At 41.2% G+C, this 12,805-nt stretch carries 10 protein-coding genes; 8 read left to right on the forward strand and 2 right to left on the reverse strand.

Translation table 11 applies throughout. The annotated features are described in order from the left end of the window. Positions 1-57: 57 nt before the first annotated feature. The 7 genes from NSS76_RS05155 (at position 58) to NSS76_RS05185 (ending at position 10,102) form a co-directional block, all read left to right on the forward strand. Positions 58-2,193, forward strand: coding sequence for a transglycosylase domain-containing protein (locus NSS76_RS05155; RefSeq protein ID WP_341081100.1), 2,136 nt, complete (start codon positions 58-60; stop codon positions 2,191-2,193). Between the two features lie 125 nt (positions 2,194-2,318). Then, the gene (gene hemE / locus NSS76_RS05160) at positions 2,319-3,377 is read left to right on the forward strand and encodes a uroporphyrinogen decarboxylase (protein WP_024425464.1); all 1,059 of its coding nucleotides are present in this window, start codon (positions 2,319-2,321) and stop codon (positions 3,375-3,377) included. A gap of 32 nt (positions 3,378-3,409) precedes the next feature. Next, positions 3,410-4,348: a ferrochelatase gene (hemH, locus tag NSS76_RS05165; RefSeq protein ID WP_024425465.1), complete on the forward strand. Its 939-nt coding sequence runs from the start codon at positions 3,410-3,412 to the stop codon at positions 4,346-4,348. 22 nt (positions 4,349-4,370) lie between these two features. After that, the gene (hemY, locus tag NSS76_RS05170) at positions 4,371-5,783 is read left to right on the forward strand and encodes a protoporphyrinogen oxidase (RefSeq protein ID WP_044333704.1); all 1,413 of its coding nucleotides are present in this window, start codon (positions 4,371-4,373) and stop codon (positions 5,781-5,783) included. 173 nt (positions 5,784-5,956) lie between these two features. After that, positions 5,957-6,535, forward strand: a complete 579-nt coding sequence (locus NSS76_RS05175; RefSeq protein WP_024425467.1) for a TetR/AcrR family transcriptional regulator — start codon at positions 5,957-5,959, stop codon at positions 6,533-6,535. Between the two features lie 64 nt (positions 6,536-6,599). Then, the gene (locus NSS76_RS05180; protein WP_257802777.1) at positions 6,600-8,909 is read left to right on the forward strand and encodes a YhgE/Pip domain-containing protein; all 2,310 of its coding nucleotides are present in this window, start codon (positions 6,600-6,602) and stop codon (positions 8,907-8,909) included. Positions 8,910-9,052: 143 nt separating this feature from the next. Then, positions 9,053-10,102, forward strand: a complete 1,050-nt coding sequence (locus NSS76_RS05185; protein ID WP_257802776.1) for a M42 family metallopeptidase — start codon at positions 9,053-9,055, stop codon at positions 10,100-10,102. Positions 10,103-10,136: 34 nt separating this feature from the next. Here NSS76_RS05185 and NSS76_RS05190 read toward each other — a convergent pair whose 3' ends face one another. Then, positions 10,137-11,426, reverse strand: coding sequence for a cation:dicarboxylate symporter family transporter (locus NSS76_RS05190; protein WP_024425470.1), 1,290 nt, complete (start codon positions 11,424-11,426; stop codon positions 10,137-10,139). 339 nt (positions 11,427-11,765) lie between these two features. After that, positions 11,766-11,903: a protein YhfH gene (yhfH, locus tag NSS76_RS05195; protein WP_008359029.1), complete on the reverse strand. Its 138-nt coding sequence runs from the start codon at positions 11,901-11,903 to the stop codon at positions 11,766-11,768. Between the two features lie 156 nt (positions 11,904-12,059). Here yhfH and NSS76_RS05200 point away from each other — a divergent pair, with 156 nt between their 5' ends. Further along, positions 12,060-12,803 carry an MBL fold metallo-hydrolase gene (locus NSS76_RS05200; RefSeq protein ID WP_073208289.1) on the forward strand — a complete coding sequence of 248 codons (744 nt, stop codon included), beginning with the start codon at positions 12,060-12,062 and terminating at the stop codon, positions 12,801-12,803. The last annotated feature ends 2 nt before the right edge of the window (positions 12,804-12,805 follow it).

Consider the following 12,805-nt stretch of genomic DNA (forward strand, 5'->3'; position numbering starts at 1 on the left):
CATATTATGAAGCAATACATCCCATACTATCCGTATAAAGGAATGAGGTGACCTAATTTGAAGAAAAAGAAGATAATCATTCCATTAGTCATTGCAGGAAGTACAATCGTACTCTCATTCATTGGCTATCTGACGATTTTATTTTTAGGACATTATGTCATAGATGAAAAGAAGCTTGTTTTTCACGCTTCCTCCAAAATCATTGATCAGAATGGAAAAGAACTCACAAGCATGTATTCAGAAAATCGGGACCCTGTGTCATTAAAAGAGGTGCCTGATAAAGTAGCAAAAGCTTTTGTGGCTGTCGAGGACAAGCGTTTTTATGAGCATCACGGAATTGATGCACAGTCTATTTCAAGGGCGGTTTATCGAGATATATTAGCAGGAGGGAAGGTAGAGGGCGGCAGTACAATTACCCAGCAGCTCGCAAAAAATATTTTTCTCACAAATGATAAAACCTTTCTTCGAAAAACGAAAGAAGTCATTATTGCCATTAATTTAGAGAGAGATTATTCAAAGGATAAGCTGCTAGAGATGTATTTGAATCAGCTTTACTTTGGCCATGGTGTTTATGGTATTCAGGCAGCAGCCAATTATTATTTTAGTAAGGATGTGAAAGATTTAACGGTCAGCGAAGGTGCCACACTCGCTGCGATGCCAAAGGCACCATCTTCTTACTCGCCTGTTTTACACCCTGATAAAAATAAACAGAGGCGGGACACCATCCTGAATTTAATGAACGAACAAGGATATTTGTCTTCAACAGAAACAGTAGAAGCAAAAGGGAGAACACTAGGCATTCATTTAAAAAAGAAATCAGAAACGCCTTGGGTGGACAGCTATGTTGATCTCATTATTAAAGAAGCAGAATCAGAGTATGCCATTTCGCATGAACAATTGCTTCAAGGCGGCTATACCATTACAGTTCCGATTGATATGAATCTGCAAAAAACCGCTTATGATGCGATGAAGAACAACCGTTATTTCCCGGGAAAAAGCGGTTCTCCGGAAGGCAGCGCCGTATTCATTGATAACGAGTCTGGTGGAGTGAAAGCAGCCATCGGGGGACGAGAATATCAGGCAAGAGGCTACAACAGGGTGACAGCTGTTAGGCAGCCGGGATCTGTTTTTAAGCCGATCGCAGTCTACGGCCCGGCAATGCAGGAGAAAAAATTCAGACCTTATTCACTGCTTGAAGACAAAGAAAAAAGCTATGACGGCTATTCACCTAAGAATTACGATGGGCAGTATGAAGACAGGGTCACAATGGTGGAAGCCCTCATGAAAAGTAAAAATACCGCTGCTGTGTGGACATTAAGCCAGCTGGGCATTGATACGTCGAAATCATATCTCGAGAAAATGGGGATAGATATCTCGGATAAAGGCTTAGCTATTGCACTTGGCGGTTTAGAAAAAGGAGTTTCTCCATTACAGATCGCTGGAGCCTTTCATACTTTTGCAAATGAAGGTGTATATAAAAAGCCTTTCTTTATTCAAAAAATCACCAATGATGAAGGAGAAACTGTAGAAAAGAATCGTAGTCAGCAAGAACGAGTATTTAGTGTGCAGAATGCTTGGAATATGACAAGAATGCTCCAGCAAGTCGTCAAGGGCGGAACAGCCCAGAGCGGTTCATACGCTGGAGATTTAGCAGGTAAGACAGGTACGACCACATATTCAGGTGTGAAAGGTGCAACAAAGGATGCTTGGTTTGCCGGCTATACGCCTAGTACAACGGGTGCAATTTGGATGGGGTATGACAAAACAGATAACAGCCACTATTTAACTGGAGGCAGTCAATACCCTGTGCAGCTGTTTAAAGATATTTTAACAGCAGCTCAAATCACCAATGAAACGTTTGAAAAACCAGAGGGGATTAAAGAGCTCGAGTCGCCCATCCATTTAGAGGGATTATCAGGATTTGAAGCTCGCTATGCGTTTAAAATCAAAGGCTTGTTTACATTAGAGCTGTCTTGGGACAATCAGGAGGATAAACGCATTGAATACCGCATCTATGAAAAGAGAAATGGAAGCGAGACGCTGATCGACACAGTGACAGGCGTGGACAGCTATACAATGCCGTATGCCAATGTATTTTCAAATGCAGAGTATAAGGTTGTTCCATATAATACCCAAACGCAAGAAGAAGGAGAAGGCAGTCCATATGTCAAGCCAGAGGCTTTTGGACGTTAATATTCGGCGATTTTTTGAACATTGAGCCGCTTTAGTATACCGTGCCTTGAAAAAACGGTATAGTAAAAGCAGGTTTGAGCCTTGTACAAAAAGAGAGTATAAGGCGAAAGGTGGAATGAAAGGTAATGGGAAAAACGAAGGTTTTTAATGACACGTTCTTAAAGGCGTGTAAAGGGGAAAAAACAGACCATGTACCAGTGTGGTATATGAGACAGGCAGGACGCTCACAGCCTGAATATCGTGCCCTTAAAGAAAAATACGGGCTATTTGAAATTACGCATCAGCCAGAGTTATGTGCTTATGTAACAAGACTTCCTGTAGAACAATATGGTGTAGATGCCGCTATTTTATATAAAGATATTATGACCCCGCTTCCGGCTATTGGAGTGGACGTAGAAATTAAAAATGGAATTGGACCTGTGATTGATGCACCGATTCGATCTAAAGCAGATATTGAACGTCTTGGGGAACTTCATCCTGAAGAAGACCTGCCATATGTGCTTGATACCATTCAGCTTTTAACGAAGGAGCAGCTGAATGTTCCGCTTATCGGTTTTGCTGGCGCACCATTTACGATGGCAAGCTATATGATTGAAGGCGGTCCATCTAAAAATTATCATAAAACAAAGGCGCTGATGTACAGTGATCCTGAGGCGTGGATGCTGCTCATGAACAAGTTAGCTGATATGACGATCACGTACATACGTGCGCAGGTAAAAGCCGGGGTCAGTGCATTTCAAATTTTCGACTCATGGGTTGGCGCTTTAAATGCAGCAGATTACCGGACATTCATTAAGCCTGTCATGCAGCGAATTTTCACAGAGCTGAAGTCTGAAAACGTCCCAATGATCATGTATGGAGTTGGTGCAAGCCATTTAGCGAAAGATTGGCATGACCTGCCGCTTGATGTGGTTGGACTAGATTGGCGTATGAGTGTAGACGAAGCAAGAAAAGAAGGGCTCACAAAAACGTTACAGGGGAACCTTGATCCAACTATTTTACTTGCTCCTTGGGAAGTCATTGAAGAGAGAGCAAAAGATATTTTAGATCAAGGAATGAAATCAGATCACTTTATCTTTAACTTAGGTCATGGGGTATTTCCAGATGTTTCACCAGATACGTTAAAGAAGCTGACAGATTTTATTCACGATTATTCAGCGAAACATAAAAAATCATCCATCTAAACTATTTCAAATGATCTGAAGGAGTGTTGGTTGTGGAGAAAAAGAAAATGGGACTTCTTGTCATGGCATATGGCACCCCATATAAAGAAGAAGATATTGAGCGTTATTATACACATATCCGCAGAGGCAGAAAGCCGGAGCCAGAGATGCTGCAAGATTTGAAGGATCGCTACAAGGCAATCGGCGGTATTTCTCCTTTATCAAAAATTACCGAACAGCAGGCAAATGGTTTGTGTGATCATTTGAACGACATCCAAGACGACATTGAATTTCATGTCTACATTGGCTTAAAGCATATTGAGCCGTTCATTGAGGATGCAGTTGCAGAGATGCACAAGGACGGCATCACAGAAGCAGTGAGTATTGTTCTTGCGCCGCATTTTTCAACCTTTAGCGTGAAATCGTATAACAAGCGTGCACAAGATGAGGCAGACAAGCTTGGCAATCTGAAGATGACGTCTGTGGAAAGCTGGTACGATGAGCCGAAGTTTGTGGACTATTGGGTGAAACAAGTGAAGGATACGTATGCATCAATGAGTGAAGAGGAAAGAGAATCAGCCGTACTCATTGTGTCTGCACACAGCCTTCCTGAAAAGATTATTGCAGCAGGAGATCCATATCCTGATCAGCTCGCACAATCTGCCAAAATGATTGCAGAAGGTGCAGGAATTGAACATTATGAAATTGGCTGGCAAAGCGAAGGCAACACGCCTGATCCATGGCTTGGACCAGACGTTCAAGACTTAACACGGGACCTATTCGAACAAAAAGGCTATAAAACGTTCGTATATGTGCCTGTTGGGTTTGTCGCTGACCATCTTGAAGTGTTATACGACAACGATTATGAATGTAAAGTCGTGACAGATGAAATCGGTGCAGCCTACTATCGACCAGAAATGCCAAATGCGAAACCAGCATTTATTGATGCCCTCGCAACTGTCGTATTAAAGAAGCTTGACGAAAGCAAGTAATTATATAAAAGAAGGCGATCCTATGCATGACAATCAAAAACACCTTGTCATCATTGGCGGTGGCATCACTGGTTTAGCCGCCGCCTTCTATTTGGAAAAGGAAGTCGAAGAAAAAGGTCTTCCCATTCAAATATCTCTTATTGAAGCGAGCCCTAGGCTAGGTGGAAAAATCCAAACATTATATAAAGACGGCTACATCATTGAACGTGGACCTGATTCATTTTTAGAAAGAAAGGTCAGTGGACCGCAGCTGGCGAAGGATGTGGGTCTCGCAGATCAGCTCGTCAATAATGAAACAGGGCAGGCATATGTACTAGTCAATGAAACCCTTCACCCGATGCCAAAAGGCGCTGTCATGGGTATTCCAACTCAAATCAGCCCATTCATCACAACCGGTCTTTTTTCAGTTGCAGGAAAAGCGAGAGCCGCAATGGATTTCGTCTTGCCAAAAAGCAAGCAAACAGAAGATCAGTCGCTCGGTGAATTTTTTAGAAGACGTGTCGGTGATGAAGTAGTTGAGAATTTAATCGAACCTCTTCTATCAGGCATTTATGCAGGTGACATTGACCGTCTCAGCTTAATGTCCACCTTCCCGCAGTTTTATCAAACAGAACAAAAGCATCGCAGTTTGATTCTTGGGATGAAAAAATCACAGCAGCATGCGAAAGCGCAGCAAGTGACAGCGAAAAAACAAGGGCAGTTCCAAACGATCAATCAAGGACTTCAAGCGCTTGTTGAAGCAGTAGAAAGCAAGCTCAAGCTGACAACGATTTATAAAGGGACAAAAGTGAAGCAGATTGAAAAAACAGATGGGGGCTACGGTGTGCAGTTAGACAGCGGTCAAACGCTTTTTGCTGATTCAGCCATTGTGACAACTCCGCATCAATCGATCTATTCCATGTTTCCAAAAGAAGCGGGGCTTGAGTACTTGCATGATATGACATCTACTTCTGTTGCAACGGTTGCACTCGGTTTTAAAGAAGAGGATGTTCATAATGAATATGACGGTACTGGTTTTGTCATCTCAAGAAACAGTGATTTCTCTATTACAGCCTGTACGTGGACGAACAAAAAATGGCCGCATACAGCTCCTAAAGGAAAAACGCTATTGCGTGCTTATGTAGGGAAGGCTGGCGACGAATCAATTGTCGAGCAGTCAGACCATCAAATCGTCAGCATTGTGCTGGAGGATTTGAAGAAAATTATGGATATTAAAGCAGATCCAGAACTGACGACAGTGACTCGCTGGAAGACGAGCATGCCGCAATATCACGTCGGTCATCAAAAAGCCATTTCGAACATGCGAGAAACGTTTAAGCAATCATATCCTGGTGTTTATATCACAGGTGCTGCTTTTGAAGGTGTCGGAATCCCTGATTGTATTGATCAAGGAAAAGCTGCCATTTCAGAGGCTGTATCCTATCTATTTTCATAAAACAAACTCCCTTTTCTATCAAGGAAAGGGAGTTTTTCATGTTCGAATAATTCAAAAAGAGTTGTGAATCATAAAACTGAACAAAGTTGTTGCATCTGGAGAAAAGGATATGGTATATTACTTTCTGTACTTAATGACCAAAACGTTCAAATAGTCATTTTGGGAGTGAGATCATGAGTGTTGATAGGAGACAAATGATTTTAGACGGGGCTACGAAGGCATTTACTCAATTCGGGTATAAAGCCACCACAATGGACCTTGTGGCGAAGCTTGCCAATGTCGGAAAAGGAACCATTTATACCTTTTTCAAAAACAAAGAAGAGCTGTTCGATGAAATTTTTACATCCCTTTTAATGGAGATGAGGAAAATTGCGGATGAAGCAATGGATGAGGAGAAAAGTTTCTCTGAAAACCTTCATTTAGCACTCTTTGCAATATTGGAATTTCGAAAAAACCACCAGCTCACAATCAAAATCTTTCAGGAAAATGCGGAGCTTGGCACGTCAGCGGTCAAGGAAATGATTGAGAAGATGGAGCAAATGATCATTCGCTATATTAAAACGAAAGTAAAAGAAGCGATTGATAAAGGCGATATTAAGCCATGTGATCCTGAATTGACTGCATTTGTGATGGTGAAACTATATATTGCACTTATTTTTGATTGGGAAAAGCGATACGAGCCTTTAACAAAAGAAGAGGTGGCCGAGTCGCTGGAGCTTTATGTACTCAAAGGACTTTTAGCCGCAACATAATTTTTTTTAAGTTCAAATGACCAAATTCTAAATTTAGTCATTCATCTATGGGAGGAAAACAGCAATGAATTTAATTCGGAATCAATGGAAAGACATTGTGACGAGCAAAAAACTACTGATCCCGATTTTCGCTGTCTTATTTATTCCGCTGATTTACAGCGGCGTATTTTTAAAAGCGTACTGGGATCCATATGGTACAGTTGATCAATTGCCTGTAGCGGTTGTCAACTTGGACGAAGGCAGTCATTATGACGGAAAAACACTGCATGTCGGCGATGATTTAGTGAAGGAATTAAAGAAAAATGATAATTTCAAATGGAACTTTGTCGATAGTGAAGAAAAAGCCTTGAAGGGATTAAATAACGAGGATTATTATCTCGTCGTGGAAATACCAAAGGATTTCTCGAAAAATGCAAGTACAGTCCTTGATAAACATCCGAAAAAATCGAATCTGAAATATTATACGAATCCAGGCGCCAACTATGCGGCGTCACAAATTGCGAATAATGCCATTATCAAATTAAAAGATTCGGTTTCAAAGGAAGTCACAAAAAATTACGCAGAGGTCATTTTTGATAACTTCAAAACGATTGCAAAAGGCTTAGATCAAGCAAGCGATGGTGCGAAGAAAATTGATGACGGAACAAAAAATGCAAAAGATGGCAGTAACAAATTAAAAGAAAATCTAGCAAAATTGGCTGAGGGAACGTTAACCTATAGCGAAGGTGTTCATCAGTTTGCTGGTAAAATGGGTGAACTGAACACAGGGATACAATCTCTTGACAGCGGTCTTGGCCAGCTCTTAACAGGCTATCAAACCATCGATCAGAAATTTGGAGAGCTTGGTACAGGGATTGATACATTGACTGAAGGGCTAAACACAAGCCGCGAAGGTCATCAGCAGCTCGCTTCTAAAATGCCGCAATTTACAGCGGGCATTGAGCAGCTAAACAACAAAGCACAATCTTTTTCAGAAAAAATCGAAGCAGTAGAAAAAGTCTTGTCTTCACCAGAATTAGCGAATCTTGAAAAGATGGCGCTTAAACTTGATCAGGTGAAAAAAGACGCAAAAACGTTTAGTACAAAACTGGCTTCATTAAAAGAAGCGTTATCGAATCGAGATGCTAAAGTAAAAAGCATCATCCAAAACAGCTCAATGACAGATGAAGAGAAAAAGGCGGCAATGGATCAGCTTGACAGTCTGCCTAAAATCGAACTGCCTGATCTGTCTGGACTTGAACAAAGCTTAGCGGCCTTGCAGGAACTGCCTGATGCTAGTGAGGTTCAATCTGCGGTTGCTTCTGCAAAAGCTCAGCTGCAGCAAGTCAAACAGCTGCCAAAGAAAACGGAACAGCTGTACACGTCTACAGTCGCGATACAAAATGCGATTGATCAAATGACATCTGGTACGAATAAATTGTATCAAGGTGCACTGAAGCTCCAAACAGGTCAAGGCCAATTACAAGATGGTCTGCAAACAGCAAATGGAAAGCTTGATACAGCGAAAAGCGGAGCAGATAAGCTTGCGAATGGTTCAAGCCAGCTTAGTGCAGCGTTAAATAAGCTGGAAAGTGGTTCAACGAATATCCAAAGCAACACATCTAAGCTTGCTGAAGGCTCAAAATCACTCGATAAAGGATTGGGAGATTTAAAGAGCGGTACAGGTAAGCTGTCCGATAAATTAAAAAGTGCCGCTGATGAAACAGGAGAAATTGATGCGGGTCAAGACAATTACAATATGATTGCGAGTCCTGTGAAAACAGAAAATGATACAGCGAAAAAGATCGATAATTATGGTACAGGGCTCACACCTTATATTTTATCGATGGGACTCTTTGTAGGGGCTCTCATGCTCACTGTTGTATTCCCAATGAAAGACCCTGCTGGACGCCCTAGAAATGCGTTTGAATGGTTTTTCAGCAAATATAGTGTGCTCCTCTTTGTCGGTATCCTGCAAGCAGTCATTGCAAGCTCCATGCTCATCTTTGGGCTTGGTCTTGAGGTGGAAAGCCTCTGGCGCTTCTATCTCTTTGCGATTATCGTCAGTCTGACATTCTTAGCGATCATTCAGCTGCTGGCGACAACTATGGGGAACCCAGGACGCTTCATTGCCGTTATTATCTTGGTTCTTCAGCTCGCAGCAAGTGCTGGTACATTCCCGCTTGAGCTTGTGCCGAAATTCTTCCAAGTCATTCATAGTCTGCTTCCAATGACGTATACCATCAACGGATTTAGAACGATCATTGCAAGCGGTGATGACAGCTATTTATGGCACCAAGCAGCGATTCTTGGAACAGTTGCGATCATCATGATGGCAGCAACAACAGCATACTTTGCTTGGAACGTAAGAAAAATGAAACAGGACGAAGCTTAATCTATGAATCCTTTCTCTTTATAGAGGAAGGATTTTTCATTTGAAATTAGACATCTCGAACCTGAAGCGATATATTTTAAGAAGAGATGCTGAAAAAGGCATACATGGAAGGAATTGCTTTCAGACAAAGGAGGAAATGCCGAATGACAACTGAAGTAAACGAAACCGTTCAGCTGATACAAAAGCTCGTATCAATCCCAAGTCCATCAGGCAATACAGAAAAAGTGATCGGCTTTGTTGAACGTTTTTTACAAGATTTGAATATTGAGACAAAACGAAATCGAAAAGGCGGATTAATTGCCACCATCAAAGGGACAGATGACAAAGAACACCGCATGCTGACAGCGCATGTTGATACGCTCGGTGCGATGGTTAAGGAAATTAAATCAAATGGACGGCTTCGTCTTGCACTCATTGGAGGCTTTCAATATAACTCAATTGAAGGCGAATATTGTGAAATTGAAACAGCATCAGGCCATACATACACAGGGACCATTCTTATGCATCAAACATCCGTACACGTCTATGCGGATGCTGGAAAAGCGAAACGAAATCAAGAAAATATGGAGATTCGTCTCGATGAAAAGGTGAAAAACGCAGACGATATCAAAGCACTCGGCATTCAAGTAGGGGACTTTATTTCATTTGATCCGAGAGTGGAAGTGACGTCTTCAGGGTTTATTAAATCAAGACATCTTGATGATAAGGCAAGTGTTGCGCTGCTTTTGCGTCTCATCCACCGGATTCAAAAGGAAAAGATCACATTGCCGCATACGACGCATTTCTTAATTTCTAATAATGAAGAGATTGGCTACGGCGGCAACTCGAATATTCCAGAAGAAACAGTGGAATATCTAGCTGTAGATATGGGTGCGATCGGTGACGGTCAATCAACAGATGAATATAGTGTATCGATTTGTGTAAAGGATTCGAGCGGCCCTTATCACTATGGATTACGCAAGCATTTAGCTGCATTAGCAGAAGAGAACAACATTGATTACCGCCTTGATATTTACCCTTATTATGGCTCTGATGCATCAGCAGCCATTAGAGCAGGGCATGATATCATTCATGGACTGATTGGTCCTGGTATAGACTCCTCGCATGCTTTTGAAAGAACACATGAAGATTCACTTATCCATACAGCGGATCTCCTTTACTACTATGTTCAATCACCATTAATCACATCATAAAAAAAGAACCCCTGATAGATGGGGTTCTTTTTGATTAGCTTGAAAGCTGTGTTGGCTCAGGTGCCTCTTGTCCAGTCATCACACGATGTCCTTTTTCTGGGTCATACTGCCCTTCCCATTTAGACATGACAACAGCTGCAAGTGCATTTCCTGTTAAGTTTACAACTGTCCGCGCCATATCCATGATACGGTCCACACCTGCAATAAATGCAAGACCTTCAGCAGGTACACCGATCGTTCCTAATGTAGCGAGTAATACAACAAATGAAGTACCAGGAACGGCAGCCATTCCTTTAGATGTAACCATCAGCACAAGAACTAGTGTAAGCTGCTGGACGATCGTAAGGTCAATGCCATATACCTGTGCAAGGAAAAGCGCAGCAATGGCTTGATACAAGACGGAGCCGTCCAGATTAAATGTATAACCGATTGGGATAACGAACGAAACAATTCCTTTTGGACATCCGATGCGCTCCATTTTATCCATGACTCTTGGTAAAACTGTTTCAGAGCTGGATGTACTAAAGGCAAGAAGCATTTCGTCTTTCATGTAAGCAAGAAATCTGAAAATATTGACGCCAATCATCTTTCCGATAATTCCGAATACAACGATAAGGAAGAGAGCGAGCGCAAAATAAACAAGACCTACAAGCTTACCTAATGAAATAAGAGATTCAAGACCAAATTTTGATACGGTCACACCAATGAGTGCAAATACACCAAATGGTGCAGCTTTCATCACAACATTGACGACATGGAACATGGCATGTGATACACCTTCGAAGAAGGCGAGCACTGGTTTACCGCGTTCCCCAATCGCTGAAACGCCAAGTGCAAATAGCACAGTGAAGAAAATAATCGCAAGCAAATCACCTTCCGCCAATGATTGGAAGAAGTTCGTTGGAACGATATGAAGGAACGTATCAGCAACTGATTTGCTGCTTTGCTCTTTTTCCGTTTCAACATACTGGCTAATATCTTGTTTTTCTGCATGTCCAAAGTCAACGCCTGCACCAGGTTGTACAAAGTTTGCAAGGACAAGACCAAGGACAATCGCAAATGTTGTGATAATTTCAAAATAAAGAATGGTTCTAAAACCTAGTTTCCCTACTTTTTTACCATCACCCGCACCTGCAACACCTAAAATTAAGCTGGATACGACAATTGGTATGACAATCATCTTGATGAGTCTTAAGAAGAAGTCTCCAATTGGTTTTAAGTATGTCTCGACACCTGGGTTACCGAAAAAGATTGCCCCAACAACGACACCGAGAATAAGACCGATTAGGATTTGAGTAGCCAATCCAAATTTTAATTTTTTCATAGATTTCCTCCCTAACATATTCATTAAAGGAATATTCCCATCATATTAAGTTTTAATATATGAATTAAAGTATAACTAAAATTAAAGAGGTTCGTCCACGATAAAATTATATTAAGAAAATACAAAATTGTTAGAAAAAATAGACATTTAGAACCCCCTTCATTGCTTCGAGTCAATAAAAAGTGTCTTCAGAACTAAAACTCATCATATGAAAATACTAAAAAACCCTTTTGTGACAGGGGTTTTACCTTTTTACCTATTTTTCAGAAAAAATAAAAAGCACTTTTGACTCCAACTGACGAAGGAGGAAAAAAGTGCTTTTTTATTCAATTTATTTCCTTATTTAAGATAACTTACTTGTGAGCATTCCTCACATTCATTACCATAACACTCGTGCTGTTCCATTAAATCATTTCCACATTTTGTGCATTTTTTTGAGGGCAAATTTCTAAAAAACTCTGTGATTTTTCCTAGCATTTGTCATCCTCCTATACGTTTTGTTGCTATTATTGTATTATAACAGATTGATAATTGTCAATCTGTTTTGTAACAATAGGCAGGAAGAATGCTTTTTTCATGAAAAATGGGTATATTGTAAGAAGGGGATTTTTAGAAAAGGAGGGAAAAATGACGATGAAATTAACCGTAATTGGATGCTATGGAGGTTTTCCGGCAGCTGGTGAAGCGACATCAGGCTACCTTTTTGAATCAAATGGCTTTCGTCTTCTTGTAGACTGCGGAAGCGGTGTTCTTTCAAAGCTGCAGCAATACATTGATATAGAAGAACTAGATGCTGTTCTCCTTTCTCATTATCACCACGATCATATTGCAGATATCGGACCACTCCAATATGCGAAGCTAGTGGGATATCATTTAGGAAAAAGCAGCGGATCGCTTCCGATCTATGGACATACTGGTGATCAAGAAGCATTTGGACGGCTTTCTGATGATATACATACAAAGGCAAAGCCTTATCAGCCGGAAGAAGGGATTCAACTCGGCCCCTTTCAAATTGAATTTTTGAAAACGGTTCATCCAGCAGAATGCTATGCGATGAGAATTCAGGCAGAAGATGCTGTGGTCGTGTATACAGCAGACTCAAGCTATCAGGAGGCATTTATTCCATTTAGCAAGGGGGCAGATCTGCTCATTGCCGAAAGCAATTTTTACGCTGGACAAGATGGATCAGGTGCTGGACATATGAACAGTACGGAAGTAGGGAAGATTGCAAAGGAAGCAAATGTTGGGGAACTCATCATCACTCATCTGCCCCATTTTGGTCGTCATAAAGACCTAGTCAATGAAGCACAGGCGTTATATACTGGCAGTATACAGCTTGCCCATTCAGGGCTTAGATGGAACAAGGAAGGAAGATAGAG

This window comes from Bacillus sp. FSL R5-0654, from assembly GCF_038008745.1.
GTDB lineage: Bacteria > Bacillota > Bacilli > Bacillales > Bacillaceae > Bacillus > Bacillus safensis.

Excerpts from the sequence above, each read along its gene's own strand:
- hemE (WP_024425464.1), top strand. The coding sequence starts at position 2,319 with ATGGGAAAAACGAAGGTTTTTAATGACACGTTCTTAAAGGCGTGTAAA.
- hemY (WP_044333704.1), top strand. The coding sequence starts at position 4,371 with ATGCATGACAATCAAAAACACCTTGTCATCATTGGCGGTGGCATCACT.
- NSS76_RS05175 (WP_024425467.1), top strand. The coding sequence starts at position 5,957 with ATGAGTGTTGATAGGAGACAAATGATTTTAGACGGGGCTACGAAGGCA.
- NSS76_RS05180 (WP_257802777.1), top strand. The coding sequence starts at position 6,600 with ATGAATTTAATTCGGAATCAATGGAAAGACATTGTGACGAGCAAAAAA.
- NSS76_RS05185 (WP_257802776.1), top strand. The coding sequence starts at position 9,053 with ATGACAACTGAAGTAAACGAAACCGTTCAGCTGATACAAAAGCTCGTA.
- NSS76_RS05190 (WP_024425470.1), bottom strand. The coding sequence starts at position 11,426 with ATGAAAAAATTAAAATTTGGATTGGCTACTCAAATCCTAATCGGTCTT.
- yhfH (WP_008359029.1), bottom strand. The coding sequence starts at position 11,903 with ATGCTAGGAAAAATCACAGAGTTTTTTAGAAATTTGCCCTCAAAAAAA.
- NSS76_RS05200 (WP_073208289.1), top strand. The coding sequence starts at position 12,060 with ATGAAATTAACCGTAATTGGATGCTATGGAGGTTTTCCGGCAGCTGGT.